This is a genomic window from Pseudomonas sp. Seg1, assembly GCF_018326005.1.
Classification (GTDB): Bacteria; Pseudomonadota; Gammaproteobacteria; order Pseudomonadales; family Pseudomonadaceae; genus Aquipseudomonas.
The window spans coordinates 5265372-5285715 of the sequence record NZ_AP021903.1; the positions used below are offsets into that span (position 1 = coordinate 5265372).

Here is a 20344-nt window from a genome sequence, read left to right on the forward strand (position 1 = left end):
AGCGTCCCGGGCTGCATTCCCACGCAGAGCGTGGGAACGATCGGGTACAACGGGTCAAGGGATCAGCAACTCGCGCCGCCCGCAAGCGTGCTCCACCACCTCCCCCGGCAACTTCAAGCGCTGATCATCCAGATAGCGGTAATCCTTGCGCGCGATCTTCAATTGGGCGAAATCCAGCTCAACGCTGAACGTCCCTTCTTCGCGCCCCGCCTCGAACAACAGCGCCCCCAGCGGATCAACCAGCGCACTGCCACCGGCAAACATCAAGCCGTCATCCCCCGCGTCCACGCGGTTGACCATCAGCGCGAACGCCTGATTTTCCTGAGCCCGCGCCATGATCGCGGTGCGATGGGTCGGGCCATAGGGGTCCATGTTGCCGTTGGTCACGATCAGCAACTCGGCGCCCAGTTGCGCCAAGGCACGGGCGGTTTCCGGAAACTCGATGTCGTAGCAGATCAGCAGACCGATGCGCAGGCCGTTCCACACGCAGGTCGCATAGCGATCACCCGCCTCGAATACACCGCGATCGGAAGCCCACAAATGCGTCTTGCGATATTTCAAGGCAATGCCTTCGGGGGTGATCAGCAGCGTGGTGTTGAAGAAGCGACCGTTGTCGTTCTCGGCCATGCCGATCACCACCGCCATGTTGCGTTCGCGGGCGGCGGCCAGCACTGCGTTCACGGTCGGGCCATCCACTGGCTCGGATGTTTGCGCAACAGTCGCGGCAGTCGGGAAGCCCATCAGGTGCGTTTCCGGGAACACGATCAGTTGCGTGTCGGCCGCACACGCGGCAATCGCGGCAAGGGCCCGTTCGAGGTTGTAGGCGGTGCCATTGTCACGGCCCGCCAGTTGCGCGAGTTCGACTTTCATCGGTAATCCTTGTTCTGAGTGCCGGGCGCTGAAAGATTGCCCGGTGGCTGTCTGTGAGCCAGTATGCGCAGCAAGCAACCGGCCTGGGAATCACGCGGCCGGGGTAACCCGATAGGGGTAGATCGATGACACTTTCGTTTGACGACATCACCTGGCACCGCGCCGTCGGGCAGCTGATCGATGCGCTGGACAAGCCGAATTTCTGGGCGCAACTGGTGCGTTTGCTCGACCAGTACGTGGCGTTCGATAGCTGGGTTGCGCTGTTGTTCAGCGCCGATCAACACCCGCAGGTGTTCGCTGAATGCCCCGGCGTGGACGGCAGTCCGGATCAACTGTTTCAGGACTATCTGCGCGGTCTGTACCTCCTCGACCCGTTCTACATCGCCTGCCGCGAGCAATCGCGTACCGGTTTGTATCGCCTCTCGGAGGTGGCGCCGGAGCATTTCGAGCTGACCGAGTATTACCAGCGATACTTTCGTCTGAATGTGGTCGCCGACGAAATCCAGTTCAATTGTCAGCTCGAAGGCGAGCGCACGTTGTGCCTGTCGCTGGGCAGTAAAAAACGTTTCACTGGCGAGCAGATCGCTTTGCTGTCATTGATCCAGCCATGGGTGCTGGGCCTGTTGCGCCAGCGTCTGCCTTACGAAATCAACGAAACCGTGGCCCTTGCCACCTCACCCGCTGCGGTGGATTGGCGGGTGCAACTGGAAGCCTCGGTGCAACAACTCAAGGGCGCGCAACTGACCGCCCGCGAACTGGACGTCGGCCGTTTGATGCTCAGCGGTTGCTCCAGTAAAGAAATCGCCCGTAAGCTGGAAATCTCCGTAGAAACCGTGAAAGTCCATAAGAAACACATGTACAGCAAGCTGGGGATCAAATCCCAGTCGGAGCTGTTTTCGATATTTCTTCAGGCGCAGAACGCCTGAACAGCCAACGCACGCAGTGGCTTGATATCCCCTGTGGCGAGGGGATTTATCCCCTCACCACAATAGATCTCATCAACAGGCCCGCCTGCTGCCATAGGCTTGCAACCCATTGAGTCCGAACCAAGGAAACCGTATGAGCCTGTCACTTCTGAGCCGCTACGCCTTCTTTGCCGTCTGCGTGATTTTCACCCTCGCCAGCCTGCCTTTTCTCGAACATGACTGGCTGTGGCCGTTCACTGCCGTCACTGGCGTATTAAGCCTGATCGGCCTGTTCGATCTGCTGCAGAGCCCGCACGCGGTGCGCCGCAACTACCCGATCCTCGGCAACATCCGCTACCTGGTCGAAGGCATTCGCCCGGAGATTCGCCAGTACCTGCTCGAATCCGACAGCGATGCCCTGCCCTTCTCTCGCGCCCAGCGCTCGCTGGTGTATTCGCGGGCAAAAAACGAAACCGCCGACAAACCCTTCGGCACGCTGATCGATGTCTATCAATCGGGTTTCGAATTCATCGGCCACTCGATGCGCCCGGCACCGCTGAGTGACCCGAGCAGCTTTCGCGTTACCGTCGGCGGCCCGCAGTGCAGCCAGCCGTACTCGGCGTCGGTGTTCAACATCTCGGCGATGAGCTTCGGCTCGCTGAGCGCCAACGCGATTCGCGCACTGAACCAGGGCGCGAAACTCGGCAACTTCGCCCACGACACCGGCGAAGGCAGCATCAGCCCCTATCACCGCGAGCACGGCGGCGACCTGACCTGGGAGCTGGGCAGCGGCTACTTCGGCTGCCGCACCAGCGACGGCCGTTTCGACCCGGAACGCTTCGCCGCCCAGGCGCAGAATCCGCAAGTACGGATGATCGAAATCAAGATGAGCCAGGGTGCCAAACCCGGCCATGGCGGCATCCTGCCCAAGCACAAGGTCACCAAGGAAATCGCCGAAACCCGCGGCATCATGATGGGTGAAGACTGTGTGTCGCCATCACGCCACAGCGCCTTTTCGACGCCGATCGAGATGATGCATTTCATCCAGCAACTGCGTGAACTGTCCGGCGGCAAACCGGTGGGTTTCAAATTCTGCCTCGGCCACCCATGGGAATTCATGGGCATCGCCAAAGCCATGCTGGAAACCGGCATCCTCCCGGACTTCATCGTCGTCGACGGCAAGGAAGGTGGCACCGGCGCTGCGCCCGTGGAATTCACCGACCACATCGGCGTGCCGATGCGTGAAGGCCTGCTGTTCGTGCACAACACGCTGGTCGGCCTGAATCTGCGCGACAAGATCAAACTCGGCGCCAGCGGCAAGATCGTCAGCGCGTTCGACATCGCCAGCGTGCTGGCCATCGGCGCCGACTGGGCCAACTCGGCGCGCGGCTTCATGTTCGCCATCGGCTGCATCCAGTCGCAAAGCTGCCACACCAACAAATGCCCGACCGGGGTCGCCACTCAGGATGCCCTGCGCCAGCGTGCGCTGGTCGTGCCGGACAAGGCGCAACGAGTATTCAACTTCCATCGCAACACGTTGAAGGCGCTGGCGGAAATGCTCGCCGCAGCCGGGCTCGAACATCCATCACAATTGTCGGCCAAGCACTTGGTACGACGCATGTCCGCGACCGAGATCAAATTGTTCTCGCAGTTGCATGTGTTCCTCAAACCCGGCGAACTGCTCACTGGCGAAGTGAACGGCGAGTTTTATTCGCGGATGTGGCAGATGGCGCGGGCGGACAGTTTTGAGCCGCAGGAAGTGGTCGCAGCGTAACCACAGTCTGAGCCCGTTACCATTGCAGCAGCCTGCCATGCGGCGGCTCTTTGATGACGATGAAAGCGTAATCGCCCAACAGGTAGGTCCGGTAATACAGGCTGTCGACCAAAGCGGGATAACCCATGTACCCCACGCGAGTAGCGTTGCGCCGTTCGCGTTCGGCGACCACGTTGGTAATGCCCGCACTCGGCAGGTTTTCGGCAAGCATGTAGTAGTCGATGTTGAGCAGGTAGCGCATAACCGGCAGCTGTTCTTAGGCTTGTTATGTTTGACAACTCAGGCCGGGATGGCCGCGTGGCTGCCGCTTTGCTGCGTGGCGCTGGCGACCGTTTTCACCGGTTTGGCCCCGGTCTTCACGATATGAGCTTCGGTAAACGCTTTGACAATCCGTGTGGGTTCGTCAAACCAGCCAGGATCGTTTTTGGAGAAACGATCAATCATTGGCCCACCGTGATGAGACTGGTAGTGCATTGTCCACTGGCCCGCTGTCCGGTCATATTTCATGAAGGAAAACCCGGTCAGGATCATGTCGGCATTGCCGTTCCGATCCATTCGCAAACCATAATCCGGAAACTCCATGGCAGCACTTTGTCCCCAGCCATGCTCATGAACGGGAAGGTCGTTGTATTGAGCGGCTTCCATGCCCGCTTCAACGTGCCGCACACGCAAAGTCTTTTCCCCCATCTGATCGACCGTGAATGAACACCCACTGAAATTCGGTGTGAATACGTGATCAGGCTCTGCCCATCCTGGATGAACAGGTATATCCACGTACCCGCCCTGAGGCGCCCAATAAGCATGGACCGAGTCGAGTTGACCAGGCCGCTCTCCGGCCTTCACTTCCACCACCTTCAAGGCATTGAACTCGGTTTTCACTGCACCGGAGGTCGTCATTCGCTGCATGGAAAAAATCATCGCTCCGCCACCTTCCCGGTTTGTGAGCTGCGGATCCACCTTGCTTGGATTTGACCAATGCTTGGCGTTGAACAGGTCGCCGATAATCGGCAGCCTGGCAAACTCCGCGCCCGACAACGCCTGGTGGATATTGGTCGGAGTGGTCGCGTAAGGCACAAATTGAAACTTGCCCCAATCGTAGGACAAATGGCGGACGTCCTTGAGCAACACGACTTGAATGGCGGGCTCCTCCAGACCGTTTGGCAAACCCTCGCGCTTAAAGGGTGGCGGGGTATAAACAGGTTTGGCCGGGGCAGGTCTCTGCCTCGGGAATGCACTGGAATGCGCGCCATCAACCCCGTCGGTGATGTCACCGCCTTTCACGGACAACGATTGCCATTGATCCGGCGCCACTTGGCGAAGCCTGGTGCCCTGCACGCGATTGGTCGCGGGGTCGACGATGGCGACGTCCGTGATATCAAGGTTCACGTTGAAATCGTCCCTGATCAGATACACCTTCGATTTGCCGGTTGCATCAATATTGCGAATGAAGCAGCGCTGGCCGTCGACACTTCGAAAAATACCTTTGGCATTGGCTTGCAGACCGGAGATTTGCGCTGACTTGACAGCCAGGCGACCCAATTCCTTGTTATCGAATCCATTAAGTCCGAAGCGGCCAGGTGTTGGCCTGAAGTCGCCAGGCGTACCATAAAGCCGATTGTTCACAGGGTTGTAGTGATACCACTTGTCGTTGATCAACACGCCCAGGCTTTCGACACTTTGCTCGCCCAGCTTCCAGGTACCGATCAGCGTCGGCCCGTGTTCTTTACTCAGGGCCTGCAACAAGTCGTAGCTGCCCGCCGCGCCACGCAACTTGTTGATCTGCTGCAGGCCTTTGGCGCCTGTAAACTTCAGCCCCCTGCCCAGCAGTCGGGCTCCTCCCACTGCCAAATCATCCAATCCACTCAACGGATTGAGTTCACCAATAATCACTGCGCCGATTATCTTCGCCGCCTTCAGTGCCTTGCCGACAGCCAAAGCGGTCTTGGCACCGATCTGCGCCAACTTCGTCACGGCACCTGCACCGGCGGTGACAAATCCCAATAGATCGAGGAACAGATCCACTGCGCCGTCAACGTGGTTACCGTTCACAAAATTAGTAATAGAGGACTTGAACGGAATCAGATTGAGCACAAAATCCCTGGCGGCTTCCACGGCTGCGTCCTCGCGATCTTTTGTGGTTATGCCTTCGGCAGCCTTCAAGATGTTCTGACTGTCGAGATCAAGATGCTCCACAAACGCGCTGGCAATCGCTGTGGTTCTCCTGCTTCGGTAGCTTTGCGGGGGCAGTTCGTTCGGTGATTGTTTTTGCTTGAGTTGCGCCGCTGCCGTCGTTTCGGCGACATGAAAAGGCTCAGTGGTGTACTGGATACTCGGAATGTTCAGGTCGTACTCGTCTTGCGCTGTTGCAGGGTCGATATCGGTTTTGTCGATCATGCTGCGGCTTAAGTCCATCCGATATATCGACAGTTTTTTCTCGACGCCTCGCTCGACTCGCAGAATCAGTGCAGGGCTGGTGGACAGGTGGTTTTTGCCAACAAAGCCCGTACTGAGCCGGTAGGTCTTTTGCTGATAGAAATCGACCTTTCCGTATTCCAGGTTTTCTCTATCCTTCAATGGCAACTGGGATATCAGATGCCTTACGCTGCCATCGGCAACTTTCTTGAGGTTACGGACAGCACTACCGAACTCGGTCTTGAAGGTGTCGGGCACGCCGAATTCGAGAGTGGCGTTGACTGCACCGATAAGCGGCTTTAGCCGTGGATCGTCGGTTTTCCATTGGTAATAAGGCGGACCTCCGATCATGGCCATGTCCAACAGCGAATATTTACTGACGGGCCCCGTACCTAAAAAGAGCGAATAAGCGATGGTTTGCAGAGGGTCGGCGAGTTCAAAGACTCGCTCTTCAAAGGGTACGTTATCGCCAAACTTTTCTCTTAGCTTGGCCAGGGCGATTTCTTTACGACTGGGTATCTGACTGTTCAACAGGGTCGACGTCTCTAGACGATCGGCGAGTTGCTGATTGAATGCGGTTTTCGCATAGTCCAGTTTTTCGTTGGAGTACCGCTCATCAGCGGCCCTTTCCAGCACACCGTTGACGACGCCCCAATCCACCAACGCTGATGCATGGGCTTGCCGGGTAACTACCGGATCAAGCAGGGCGGCACTTTGCGCACTGACCATGACTTGGGCAAATGTCATATTCGCGAGCTTTCCCGGTGATTGGGCATCGATCGTCGCCGCAGCAACCGCGAGGTTGAACCAGGCAGTGGTGCCATATTTCACACTGTCGGGGATATCTTTGATCAGGAAAACAGCAGCCTTTCTCAGCAACAATGCGTACGTCGCCAGCCCGGCCATTGCTGGACTGATCAGGCTTTCTGCAATCAAGTGCGCCCGCAGATCATCGAATACCACCGACGCGCATTTTCCCCAGTGTTTCTCGCTGGCCAGATCGAATCCGGCAACCTGGTTGCGCAGAGTATTTTCCATGGACGCTGGATCCAGCAGCCAATGGACGGCAGCCAATGCATATTCGCTGATGCTGACATCGGTAGAGATCCCGTTCAGGTGTGTCTGTACCACCAGCCCCAATGCCTGGCCGCGAGCACCGGTGATGAGAGCTTCCAGTGCCGCAGCCGGGTCCTGTAATGATTCAGTTGAAAGCGGCTGGTCGCTGTTCAAATAATCCAGTATCCCAAACCCCGGTTTGATACCACTCTCTACATATTTACTGATGTGGGCCCGTGCCAGTTTCTGTTCAGCGACACTGAGCGGTACCGGCCAGGACAATGCACCACCGAAGTCTCCAAACTTGTGCGGCACGATATTATCGACTTTCAGGTGAGTTGAAATTTTGTCAGCCTGAGTATTATCAGAGGTAGAAGCTGCATTGACAGAGGAACCATTAGATACTGACATTCGATCATCCTTGACGAATTAAAGAGAATCAAAAGTAAATAACCAAACCGGAAAAACAAGAAGCCAATATCCATTGCAAATTTGACGACTTCAAATACTACACAAGCCATTACATACATAAACCCACACACGCATTACCAATTGCATATTACTGGCTATGTATTCTTTCAAATTAAAACCTGTGCAAAACCCCTCATCATCTTATTCAATGAACAACATGAGTTTTCTATTGATATTGGCAGACATGCTTTTCGAAAAGATGCATGAAGACATTACTGAACGGGACTGGATGCCGACGGTAAAACGCAAAAAGATCGCCGCCCCCGGTAGCACCTTGAATAATTTTCAGGGACTACTGGAGGCGGCGATCTCTTGTTTTCGCCTATCGCGCTTTACAAATTACGAAGCCGAACGCGCCGCACCTTGTGTCACTTGGGTCGGTTGCAACTTGAACACGTAAAACAACACGGTCAGCAGCACCAGGAATACCGGCCCTACGTACAGCGCGATGCGCGTGTCCGGGAAGTACGCCATCAAGCCGACCACCAGCACCAGAAACGCCAGCGCACAGTACGAACTGAGCGGATACAGCCACATCTTGTATTTCAGACCCGCACGCTCGCTGGCGCTCAGGCCTTTGCGGAATTTCAGTTGCGCCAGCAGGATCATCACCCAGGTCCAGATCGCGCCGAAGGTGGCAATCGAGGTCACCCAGACGAAGACTTTTTCCGGCACCAGGTAGTTGAGCAACACGCCGATCAGCAAGGCAAAAATCGACAGCAGCAACGCCCGGCGTGGCACGCCGTTGGAGGTCTTGGCGAAACCGGCCGGGGCCTGACCATTCTGCGCCAGGCTGTAGAGCATGCGCCCGGTGCTGAAGATGCCGCCGTTGCAGGAAGACAGGGCCGCAGTGATCACCACGAAGTTGATGATGCCGGCCGCCGTCTTGATGCCCAGACGTTCGAAGGTCATCACGAACGGGCTGCCCTGCGTGCCGATTTCATTCCATGGGTAGATCGACAGGATCACGAACAGTGCACCGACGTAGAACAGCAGAATCCGCCAGAACACCGAGCCGATGGCGTTAGGGATGGTCTTCTGCGGGTTCTTCGCTTCACCGGCGGTCAGGCCGATCATCTCGACACCGAGGTAGGCGAACATGACCATTTGCAGCGACATCAGCACACCGGTCACGCCATTGGGCATGAAACCGCCGTGCGCCCAGAGGTTGGAAATTCCCAGGGCCACGCCGTCGTTGCCGAAACCGAAAGCGATGATGCCAACGCCGCCGATCACCATGGCGATGATGGTGACGATCTTGATCAGGGCGAACCAGAATTCGAATTCACCGAAGGCCTTCACCGCGATCAGGTTGATCGAGCCCATGCTGACCAGCGCCGCGAGGGCCCAGATCCAGCGCGGCACATCGGGGAACCAGATGCCCATGTACACGGCGACGGCGGTGATTTCCGCGACGCACGTCACCAGCCACAGGAACCAGTAGTTCCAGCCTGTGAGGAAACCCGCCAAAGGCCCGAGATAGTCTTGCGCGTAGCGGCTGAACGAACCGGCCACCGGGTTGTGCACGGCCATTTCGCCGAGGGCGCGCATGATCACCAGGATCGCCAGACCGCCAAGAATGTAGGAAAGCATGATCGCCGGGCCGGCCATTTCGATGGCTTTGGCCGAACCTAGAAACAGGCCGACGCCGATACAGGCGCCGAGCGCCATCAGGCGAATATGCCGTTCGCCGAGTTCGCGTTTGAGCGGACCGCCCTGAGCGGTTTCGCCGTGGGGCAGGTGATTGCCAACTGGCATAGGGGTGCAACCTCGTCTTGTTATTGGATAGGACCACCGAGTGTCGAAGCCTCGACCGATAGGCGTTGGCTTGTAGAAAACCGCGCCTGCTTCGTGGGCAAACGCGTCTTGTAGGACAAAACCTGCAAGATCAGCGGGGCGTGCAGTATAAAAAGCGCTGGGCAGGTATTTTCACTCTATAAAACACAACATTCAGCGACAACTCTCGGCAAAAGCCCGGTTTACGGAGAGGCATTACCTGCATTACGTAGGAATTTTCACCGCCGAAAAAGGCGCCGAGTATTGCACAGCATTGGTGCATCGTCATGCCCCTGCTTAGGTGGTATTGCCCCGCAGAGCGCTCTAATTGGCAGGTTTGGGCTACTGATAACTTTGTGGCGAGGGGGCTTGCCCCCGTTGGGTTGCGAAGCAGCCCCATAAATCAGTCGGTTGAACCGAGGTTGCATGATTTACGACGAGGGCGCCGCCGAACGGGGCGGTGCGGTACGGCGGTGCGACGACTCGACAAGCCCCCTCGCAACAGGATTCAGTAGTGTCTAAGGCGGAGTAATTGGTCCTTCGCAGAGCTCGGAAACGTCTCTCAACCTAATCAGACCCACTGTCGGCACCTGCGCTCTAGCCTTGAAAAGATCATTAATGATCTAAAAAGGAAACAATGGAGTGCCCTTAAAACCAAACTCGCATCTTTTACGCACAGGTCGATATTCCGAAGTTGATCGGGCCTACTTGATCACGACTGTCGTTCATTCTCGGCAACGCATTTTTTCCGACTGGAAATTGGGAAGACTACTGGTGGCAGAATTGCGACGTGCTCATGACCAAGGTCTCGTTGATTCCATTGCTTGGGTAGTAATGCCTGATCACCTTCATTGGCTGCTTCAACTGAAAGATACCAGTCTGGGAAAAGTCGTCGGCGCTGTAAAATCGCGCTGTACTCTAAAAATCAACCAAGTGACCGGACGACAAGGGCCTCTCTGGCAAACCGGCTACCACGACCGCGCCATCCGCGACGGAGAAGACTTGCGCCCCTATGCCCGCTACATCATCGCCAACCCACTACGGGCCGGACTGGTAGAAAAGATAGGCGACTATCCACTCTGGGATGCCTGCTGGCTCTGATTCAAACTGTGGCGAGGGAGCTTGTCGAAGCTTCGCACCATCCCGCTCGGTTGCGCAGCAATCGCAAAAACTGTGCATGTGGGGTTCAAACAGATCGCGATTAACGGACTTGGGCCTGCTGCGCAGTCCAGCGGGGGCAAGCCCCCTCGCCACAGGGGCAAAAGTTCGCCCCAGTTTTATTCAGATATTCCCTCCCCCCACCCCTTCACAATTTTTTCACCAGCGCCAACCACCGTCTAAGCTTCAGACAAGTCCGATCAATCTGCGTGAATGGATCAATCGACTATGGGCGCTTTGTGGCAGACCGATTCGAGTAAAGCCGTGGTTCCGACTGAACGTGTGGATGATCAAGCGCCTGTCCCTGAAAAACCCCGCCGCAGCCGGCACGGGTGGAAGGCTTTCTGGTTGTTGCTGCTGATTATCGCGGTGGTGGTGGGTCTGGCTGCCTCCAAGGAAATGCGCACCTCGCGTTTTCAATCCCGGGAACTCAGCCAATATGCCGCCTCGCTGACCTACAAACTGGAGCCGGGCCCCAGTGAAGCCATTCGTTATCCGGGCAACGGTCCGTTCGACCTGCGGCTGGGTTACAGCTCCCTCGATGAATTTCTGCCGCGCCTGCTCAAGCGCAACTATGTCGTCACCGAGCAGACGCGTTTTTCACCGGCCCTGCTGAGCTACACCGACAAAGGCCTGTTTGTGCCCTACTCCGAGAAAATCCAGGCCGGGCTGTCGATCACCGATTGCCGCGCCGCACCGCTGTACAAGTACAACTATCCGCAGCAACTGTATGCGAGCTTCGCGGCGATTCCACCAGTGGTGGTCAACAGCCTGCTGTTCATTGAAAACCGCTTCCTGCTCGACCCCAAGCAACCCCTGGCCAACCCGGCTGTGGACTGGCCACGGTTCGGCATGGCCGCGTGGTCACAGGTGGCGAAGTTGCTGCACCTGCCCGGGCAATCTGCCGGGGGCAGTACCCTGGCGACGCAACTGGAGAAATACCGGCACTCGCCCGATGGCCTGACGGTGTCCGGCGCCGAGAAGATTCGCCAGATGATTTCCGCCAGCGTGCGCGCCTATCAGCCCGGCCCGGAAACCCTCGGCGCGCGGCAGAACATCATTCGCGACTACCTCAACAGCGTGCCGCTGTCCGCCGTGCCCGGCCATGGCGAGGTGCACGGCATGGCCGAAGGGCTGCGGGTCTGGTACGGCACGGATTTCAACAAGGCCAACGAACAGTTGAACAGCCCTGCGACCGATCCGAAAACCATGGCCGAAAAAGGCCTGGCCTTGCGTGAAATGCTCTCGCTGATGATTGCCCAGCGGCGCCCGTCGCATTACCTGACCAAGGGCCACGAAGAACTCGCCGACCTTACCGACAGCCACTTGCGCCTGCTCAAGCAGAGCGGCGTGATCGACAGCGCCCTCGCCGACGCGGCACTGGCCAGCACCGTCACCTACCGCGACTGGCAGACCCAGCCGACCATTCAGCCGATTGAAACCAACAAAGGCATCAGCGTCGCCCGCAGCCGTTTGGCGAGCATGCTCAATCGTCCGCTGTACGACCTCGACCGTCTCGACCTCTCGGCCACCAGCACTCTGCAGGGCGACCTGCAAACCCAGGCCACCGCCTATCTGAAGAAACTCGCCGACCCGGCCTACGCCGGCGAAATCGGCCTGCTCGGCGAACGCCTGTTGACCCCCACCAGCACCACTCAAGTGCGCTACAGCTTCACCCTGTTCGAACTGACCCCGGACGGCTCGCGGGTGCGGGTGCAGACCGACAGCACCGACCAGCCGTTCGACATCAACGAGGGCAGCAAACTCGAACTCGGCTCGACGGCGAAGATGCGCGTGCTCACCACCTACCTGCAAATCATCGCCGAGTTGCACGACAAATACGGCGCCATGAGCGTGCCGGAACTGAAGAAAGTCGAAGTGCCGGATCAGGATCGCCTCAGCCAATGGGTCATCGACTATCTGATCCAGAACAAGGATCACGACCTGTCGAAGATGCTCGGCGCCGCCCTCGATCGCAAATACTCGGCCAGCCCCGGCGAGGCGTTTTTCACCGGTGGCGGGCTGCACGTGTTCCACAACTTTCGCAAGGAAGACAACGGGCGCATGCCGACCCTGCGTGATGCGTTGCGTGAGTCGATCAACCTGCCGTTCATTCGCCTGATGCGCGATGTGGTGCGCTACGTCACCTACTCCGGTCCCAACAGCAGCGCCGAACTGCTCAAGGACGACCGCGACCCGCGACGTCAGGAATACCTGGCCAATTTCGCCGACCGCGAAGGCACTTCGTTCCTGCTCAAGTTCTGGAAAAAGTACAAAAACAAGGACACCCAGGCGCGCCTCGACACCTTCCTCGACAGCATGCGCCCGACCCCGATCCGCATGGCCGCCGTGCACCGTTACCTGTTGCCGAACGCCAGTCAGGAAGATTTCAACAGCTTCGTGCGCTCGCACCTCAAGGGCGCCAAGCTCACCGAGAAACTCACCGATGATCGCCTGATCAGGCTCTACGATTCCTATGGCCCGGGCAGTTACGACCTGCCGGATCAAGGCTTCATCGCCAAGGTGCACCCGCTCGACCTGTGGCTGATGGGTTACCTGTTGAACAACCCCGACGCGACGTTTAGCCAGATGGTCAAGGCCAGCCAGTTCGAGCGTCAGGAAGTCTACAGCTGGCTGTTCAAGAGCAAGCACAAGGGCGCGCGCGACAGCCGCATCCGCACCATGCTCGAGATCGAAGCGTTCCTGGAAATCCATCAGCGCTGGCAGAAAGTCGGCTACCCGTTCGATCATCTGGTGCCGTCGCTGGCAACCGCCATCGGCAGCTCCGGCGACCGCCCGGCCGCCCTGGCCGAGCTGATCGGCACCATCCTCAACGACGGCGTGCGCATGCCGACCCTACGCATCGACAGCCTGCACTTCGCCGCCGGAACCCCCTATGAAACCCGACTGGTCAATGACCCGCATGTCGGCAAACGGGTGATGCCGTCGGAAGTTGCGACAGCCATGCGTGAAGCCTTGTCGCAGGTGGTGGACGCAGGCACGGCAAAACGTGTTTCCGGCAGTTTCAAACTGGCTGATGGCAGCCCGCTGGCCATGGGTGGCAAAACCGGTACCGGCGACAACCGGATCGAGGCCATCGGCTCAGGCGGAAGGATCCTCAGCTCGAAGTCGATCAACCGCACGGCGACCTTCGTTTTCTACATCGGCGATCACCATTTCGGCACCCTCACCGCGTTCGTTCCGGGGCGTTCTGCGGAGAACTTCAAATTCACCTCAGCCCTGCCGGTACAGGTGCTCAAGGGCATGGCACCGATTCTCACACCGTACTTGCAACCGGGTAGTGACTCGCAATGCCGGCCTGCGGAAAACACCCAGGTCACCCTGGTCACAGCACCTGCCGTCGAGCGTCTTTGAACAGCGTTCGGCGTCAGGAAGGTTGAGATAACCCGGCGCACCGGGTGGTACAGAGTTATTTTTTTCGATTCGAATTTTCGACCGGTCGGCCGCGAAAACCCCGGTTTAAACACGTGGGTTTTTAGTCTTTTGTTTTGAGCCTTCACCGATAAGGTGATCATCCCTACCAAGCACTCAAGGATGATTGCCATGCCTGCGTCCCCCTCCTCCGCCGACGATCTGCACAAGGGTCGGCACCACGAATTCATCAAAAACACGCTCCACGGCACGTTCAAGTCCGCCACCCTCAACCGAGGACTGGCACTCAGTGCCGCGACGCTGAAACCCGAAGCGTGGTACGCCACCTCGCACACCCTCCAGCACGACAAACTCAAAGCCGCCAATCTCAAGGCCTGGGCTTCGCAGAACAAGGTCGACGTACTGCTGGCCAAACTCGATATCTACACGTTTGCCGCTCCGCTGTTGCAAGCCAAACTCAAGGAGCGCTGCGGCGTCGACATCGACGTCAAAACCACCTGGCTGCGTTTGTACATGCCCAAGGACAAACCCTGGTGGGCCATCGACATCTCGGGGGGGCCACGGCCCGCACGGTGTCGTTGCTGGATGCCGCACTGCACAATTTCGCCAAAGACGAACAGGTCGATGCCGCCTCGGCGTTCATCAGCAAACCCGATGCGCTGGGCCACTTCGAGGTGCTTACGCTGGCCAATCTGAGCATCAGCGAGTTCCAGACGCTGTGCCGGGAACTGGACATTGGCGCGCAGTACAAAAAACATCTGGAAAGCTATCTTTTGTCCGGCGACGCCGTCGCCGATGCGGTGCTCAAGCACAAAGTCGTCGAGAGCCAGAAAGACGCACTCACGGTGGCGGCACAGTTGGCGTTGATCACCGGCGACATTCAGTACGACGTCTACAAACTGATGCTGGAATTGACCAAGGACAAACCCCGGCTGGTGCTCAATGGCCGCAGAATGCAGTGCTGCGATCTTTCGATGATGGACAACCGCCTGACCGGCATCACCCTGCTGATCCCCGCCAGACCCGACACCCGTGGCATCAATCGGTTGATCGTGTACCTGCCCCACGACCCCGACCACCCGCTCAAGGAGTACGCCTCGGTCGATGCGTTTATCGAGGAACTGGCGCGGCAGTTGCGTGAGGATAAACTCGCTGCATCCTCACAAATGACCTATCGACAATTCTTCAGCCAGTTTGTCGATCAACAACAGCGCGGGCATTTTTTCGCCAGCCTCGAGCAACGCCTGTTCAAGCTGCAATGGCATCCGCCCGGGGATCCGACGGATCAACGCCCGACATGGCGCAAAGAGCCGGTGCCGCGACCACGCCTGCAAATCGATACCATCGCGGTGCCCGCCGATTACTGGCGACACGTCTACCAGCAAAAGCTCAACAAGATCCTCAACGATGGCCGCGAGATCGCCGTGTCCACTGCCGATACCGACAGCAACACGCGCTGGGCATGGTGGGACAACTTCAAGAAAATCGTCTCGGACATCTTCAATGCCGCCCTGCTGATCGCCACGCCGTTCGTGCCGTTTCTCGGCGAGTTGATGATGGCCTACACCGTGTACCAACTGACCAGCGACGTCATCGAAGGCATTGTCGATCTGGCCGAGGGACTGGGGCAGGAAGCCGCAGAGCATGTGATCAGCGTGGTCACCGACGTGATTCAGCTGGCGGCCTTCAGTGCCGGAACCGCCATCGGCTCGACTTTGCGCGTCAAGTTTTCCAAGTTGGTCGACGACATGAAACCCGTGCGTTTGCCCAGTGGCAAAGCCAGCCTCTGGCATCCGGATCTTGGCCCTTACGAACAGAAGAATCTGGCGCTGTCGGTGGCTTCGAAACCCGACCGACTGGGCCTCCACCGTCATGGCAACGACCTGCTGCTGCCGCTCGACGGCAAGCTGTACAAGGTGCAGAAAGCCACGACCGAACCGGCGCACAAGACCCACCGCATCGAACACCCCTCACGCGCCAACGCCTATCAGCCGACCCTTGAGCACAACGATCACGGCGCCTGGCTGCACGAAGCGGAAAACCCCGAGGATTGGTCAGGCCCGACCCTGATGCGCCGGCTCGGCCACAGCGTCGAACGCTTCTCGCCGCTGGAGCTGGAGCAGATCCGCGTCGCCAGCGGCACCGACGCTGAAGAGTTGCGACGCATGCACATCGACAACAGCCCGCCGCCACCGGTACTGGCCGACACGATCAAGCGTTACAAGGCCTATGACGATGCAGACACCACCATCGCCGATATTCGCGCCGGGCGGCCGATCGACGCGCAATCGGTGTGGTTTGAACCGATCATCACCCGACTGCCCGGCTGGCCAACCGAGCGGGCATTGCGCGTGTGTGAAAACGCTGACCTCAGCGGCCACTCGCGCCAGTACGGCAATCCGGCCGCCACCGAGGCCGATACCCTGAGCATCGGCCTGCCGGATCTGACCGCCGGCCGACTGCCCGAGCGAGCGGCGGTGTTTCTCACCGACAGCGAAATGCGCGCCTTGGCCGGTCGTGAAGTCCCGGCAGCACAGCGTCCCCAGGCCATGCGCAATCTGCTCGCCGATGCGGTAGATGACCTTCAGGGTGATTTGGCTTCGCGCATTTATCAGGGTACGGAACGCTCCAACAAGGCCGACGTACGGGTCATGACCCAGACCTTCCCGGACATGCCTCTGAGCCTCGCCGAAAAAACACTGGCCCAGGCCCGACCGGCCGAGCTGGAGCGGATTGTCAGCGAAAACCGCCTGCCCCTGCGCATCAAGACGCAGGCCCGCGAGGCCAACTTCGAAGCCACCACGGCCCGCGCCTACGACGGTTTCTACCATGACGAACGGGTGGTGCCGGACACCGAACGGCTTGCGCTCAACACCCTGCGCACTTTTAGCGACAGTTTTGGCGAGATGCGCCTGGAAGTGCGTGACGGCACTTACGACGGCCCGTTGCGTTGCAGCGTCGGTCCGGACGAACCTGCCAGCGTCAGACGCCTGATCCGCGATGAACACGGCCGCTACGAAGTGCTCGACGGCGACAACCGTACCCTGCACGCCCCCGCCGACTTTTACGAAGCGCTGCTGCAGGCCCTGCCGGAGGACAAGCGTCAGCAGATCGGTTATCAGAAAGGTCAGGGACGCTTGCTGAAACTCTGGATCATGGACAAAACCGCGGCACCGGCCGAACGTCGGGTACTCCTCGCCGAGCCGCCCGTGCGCCCGGTGGCGAGCATTGAAACCGTCGAGCTGGTGCGTGGCTGGCCATGGCCGTTCGGCGAAAAAACCTTCGAGGAGCGCATCAAACAGTTGTTTCCAAAACTGAACGAGCGTCAGGTGAACAACTTTGCCGAAGCCTTGCGCGCCAAACCGGATCCCGAAGCGGCGCTGCAACAGCTCAAGGACCAACTCAAGGAACTGCGCAGCACACTGGCACGCTGGCGCAACAGTCAGCCGGTGGGACTGGACAGTGCCGGCGAACCGATTCATGGCGTTTCGGCCGAGTTCCTGCGCACTGGCGGACTGCACCTGGAGGAGCGCCTGCTCGATTGCTTTGAACGCAAGAACGAGGCGTTCGCCGAGCGCGATCAGCATCCAGATCAAGGCTACACGCTGGATTTATCCTCCGACCTTTCCCGCCCGGATCACGACCGTTGGTGGAACGAAATGCGCCGGCAACCCGGCATGAAAAAATACCTCGATCAGATCACCGCACTGAAAATCGACAATGGACGCTTCTCCCCGGACAGCCAATTGCTCAATGACCTGCCGCAACTGCGCCAGTTGAGCGCCCGCCAGTGCGGCCTTAACAACGTGCCATCAGCCATCGGCGAAATGCGTGATCTGCAGACCCTCGACCTGACCGATAACCGCATCAGGCTCAATGACGAATCGGCCGCACGTCTGAGCGGCCTCACCCGCCTGCAATCGCTGCGCTTGACCGGCAACCCGTTGGGTCAGGCGCCGGACGTCGGGCGCATGTATCGCTTGAATGAATTGAGTCTGGCCAACAGCGATATCCGCGACTGGCCGCGCGGTCTGTTCCGGGTCGCCAATGCACCGCGCCATCGCCCGCGCAGTTTTGCCTTGGACATGCGCCGATCCCCGATCACCACCGTCCCTGAGGTCACGCCCGGCTCCGATGAAGCGTTCATCCTCTCCCGCGCGCGCTTCGATACCCAGCGGCTGGTTGATGGCGACCGCATTCATTACGGCAACTATCGCGAGTCGGCGGGGTTCAGCCGCCAGCAAGCGTATTCCCCAGCGGTGGAAAACGAAGTCAGCCATTGGCTGTCATCGGATGAGCCAACGACGTTCAGCGCATCACAGTCGCTCAGGCGACAGCGCGAAGAATCCTGGCAGGACGTGATGGCCGAGCCCGGCTCCGAGGATTTGTTCAGGATTATCCGCGAACAAAGAGAGAGCGAGGATTACCGCTCCGAGCGATCACGCAAGAGACTCACCCGACGCGTCTGGGAACTGATCGAGGCCGCCGCCCTTGACACCGACCTGCGTGAACAATTGTTCGAACAGGCCCGTGCGCCGGAAACCTGCCAGGACGGCAACGCTCAACTGTTCAACTCCATGGGGCTGAAGGTGCTGGTGTCCAAAGCCTACGCCGAGCGGACCTCGGCCAGAACACTGGACGATAACCTGGTGCGGCTGGCCCGCAGTGCTGCGCGCCTGGAAAGAGTGGGTGATATCGCCCGCGAAGAAGTCAGCCGCCAGCAACAACGGAACCTGATCAACCCTTCAGTCAATCTGCCACCGGATCAATTTGAAGTGCACCTGGCCTTCGAAACGGGACTGGCCGAGCGTCTGGGCCTGCCATGGCAGTCCGACGGCATGATGTATCAACTGCGCTCAGGCGTAGACCAAGGCATGATCGACCGGGCCTACGACACGATCATCGAGCGCGAACGTGGCGAGGGGCTGGCCAACGGCATGCTCGACTTGTATGTCGACGGCTTCTGGGAGCGCCATTTGCGCAGAACCCATCCCACGCAATTTGAAGCCAATGACCAGGTGTTCGAAGAACAGCATCGGCGACTGGAAGAGTTGCGTGAATTACAGACACAGTGGGTCAACACCACAGACCCCACGCGACTGAATCCACTGGCCCGCCGCATGGAGGCTCTGGCCAGACAGTTGAACGCACGCGAAGCTGAAATCTTCAGCGGCGAAGTCATGAGCGATGCCTACTACAGCCGGCTGTTGAGCGACCTGGCGTACACACGCAATGACCTGGCCAGACAACTGACCCACAAGGCGCTGCAGACTGCCGGTCTTGAGGAGAAACCCAAACCGTCTAGCCCAACTCCGAATCCCAGACAACCGTGACGTTGCCTGAGTAGCTGCGCGCGTAACCTTCCTGCAGCATTTCATCTACCGCATCCCGGGCCACCTCGAAATGCAGGATCCCGGGCTTGCGGTCGAGGTAGAAACCCGGCTGGAACATTTCGCTGCCACTGCCGTCGCGCAACAGTCGGCGGCGATTTACCGGACGTCCCGCTGCGTCGGTCAGCCCGGTGGGCAGCGTGACACTGACTTCCAGTGGCACGGCGTGGCCAGCGGTGGGTTCCCACAGTGCACAATTGTTGTCGCTGGCGTACTCGCACGTCAGGTTCATCTTGAAACGGCTTGAAGCGGAAATGTGAAACGTCTGATCACGCATCAGCCGTGCCGGTTTGCGCCCCTGATCGAGCCACGAATGCCAGCCACCGACGGGTTCCAGCACCACACGGTTACCACCCGGGGGGAGGTCGACTTTCAGCGTGTGGGTGACCGTGAGGAGGAAATTCAAAGTCAGCAACGAGTCGGATGGAATCATCACGTCGCCCATGTCGAAATCCTGGTTGGGGCCAACGGTGTAGCTGATTGAACCGGTGTAGTTGCCTGCATCCATTTGCAGTGGATTGGGCGTACGCAATTCGTAGGCGTAGACGAAAAATACGTAGCGCATGGACGCCGGAATGTCGAACTTTGCCTGTTTGCTGCAGGCGCCGGCCCCGGTCGGCACCTTCCAGAAGCTGTTGTAGCCGAACGATCCAGCCGAAAAAGTACCGATGCCCTGACAGGGCGGCGGAGCGTACATCCATGCACCACCCGCCCACAAATCATCCCAGCCGCCACCACCGGTCAACTCTTCAATCGTCTGTGGCAATCGCGTTTCATGACCGATACCGGCAATCCTCAACTGGAGGATCTGCGTATTGCCGGACGCATGAGTCACGGTAACGTCGCGCCAGTCGGAGGGAATTCTGGCCATCCCGCCCTGGCGAGGATCGCTGTGGTTGGCCAGGATCGGCGCATTGGCCGTGAAAGGAATCCGTGCGACCAGGCTGAACAAACCTGACGGCTCACACGCCCAAGGCGCTTGTCGACAGAAACCTTCCGACGGCGTGCGGTTCGTGAACTGATTTCTTTGCGGGTTGGCAAAGTCCGGTTCGAAGGTCGCTTCGATGTTATGCACTTCAGCCGGTGCAGCACCGGCAAACAGCATCAGCAGCAAGCCGCTCCATGGCCGGCGAATGCTT

The 20344-nt window shown here is 58.8% G+C and carries 9 protein-coding genes and 1 pseudogene; 5 read left to right on the forward strand and 5 right to left on the reverse strand.

Translation table 11 applies throughout. The annotated features are described in order from the left end of the window. Positions 1-54: 54 nt before the first annotated feature. Positions 55-870, reverse strand: coding sequence for a carbon-nitrogen hydrolase family protein (locus KI231_RS23595; RefSeq protein WP_213026483.1), 816 nt, complete (start codon positions 868-870; stop codon positions 55-57). A gap of 125 nt (positions 871-995) precedes the next feature. Between KI231_RS23595 and KI231_RS23600 the strand changes: the two genes are divergently transcribed. Both KI231_RS23600 and KI231_RS23605 read left to right on the forward strand, forming a co-directional pair. Beyond that, positions 996-1796 carry a helix-turn-helix transcriptional regulator gene (locus tag KI231_RS23600; protein WP_103304594.1) on the forward strand — a complete coding sequence of 267 codons (801 nt, stop codon included), beginning with the start codon at positions 996-998 and terminating at the stop codon, positions 1794-1796. Between the two features lie 133 nt (positions 1797-1929). Beyond that, complete coding sequence (locus KI231_RS23605) at positions 1930-3549, forward strand: FMN-binding glutamate synthase family protein (RefSeq protein ID WP_103304593.1); 1620 nt, start codon at positions 1930-1932, stop codon at positions 3547-3549. Positions 3550-3565: 16 nt separating this feature from the next. Here the strand turns inward: KI231_RS23605 and KI231_RS23610 are convergent. The 3 genes and pseudogenes from KI231_RS23610 to KI231_RS23620 form a co-directional block, all read right to left on the reverse strand. Continuing rightward, positions 3566-3805, reverse strand: a pseudogene (locus KI231_RS23610) (glucosyltransferase domain-containing protein); the annotation flags it as partial. Positions 3806-3828: 23 nt separating this feature from the next. Continuing rightward, a complete protein-coding gene (locus tag KI231_RS23615) occupies positions 3829-7428 on the reverse strand; it encodes a hypothetical protein (protein WP_213026484.1) in 3600 nt (1199 codons plus the stop codon). A 399-nt stretch (positions 7429-7827) separates the two neighbouring features. Continuing rightward, complete coding sequence (locus tag KI231_RS23620) at positions 7828-9246, reverse strand: amino acid permease (RefSeq protein WP_213026485.1); 1419 nt, start codon at positions 9244-9246, stop codon at positions 7828-7830. A 660-nt stretch (positions 9247-9906) separates the two neighbouring features. Here KI231_RS23620 and KI231_RS23625 point away from each other — a divergent pair. The 3 genes from KI231_RS23625 to KI231_RS23635 all read left to right on the forward strand — a co-directional run bounded on the left by KI231_RS23625 (position 9907) and on the right by KI231_RS23635 (position 19148). Continuing rightward, complete coding sequence (locus KI231_RS23625) at positions 9907-10365, forward strand: REP-associated tyrosine transposase (RefSeq protein ID WP_103304589.1); 459 nt, start codon at positions 9907-9909, stop codon at positions 10363-10365. A gap of 285 nt (positions 10366-10650) precedes the next feature. Next, entirely contained in the window at positions 10651-13797 is a 3147-nt protein-coding gene (locus KI231_RS23630) for a transglycosylase domain-containing protein (RefSeq protein ID WP_213026486.1), read from the forward strand. 332 nt (positions 13798-14129) lie between these two features. Further along, positions 14130-19148 (forward strand): NEL-type E3 ubiquitin ligase domain-containing protein, encoded by a 5019-nt coding sequence (locus KI231_RS23635; RefSeq protein ID WP_349306211.1) that lies wholly within the window; start codon positions 14130-14132, stop codon positions 19146-19148. Here the strand turns inward: KI231_RS23635 and KI231_RS23640 are convergent. Next, on the reverse strand, positions 19117-20310 hold the full coding sequence (locus KI231_RS23640; RefSeq protein WP_249412165.1) for a hypothetical protein: 1194 nt from the start codon (positions 20308-20310) through the stop codon (positions 19117-19119). The genes KI231_RS23635 and KI231_RS23640 overlap by 32 nt on opposite strands. Positions 20311-20344: the final 34 nt, after the last annotated feature.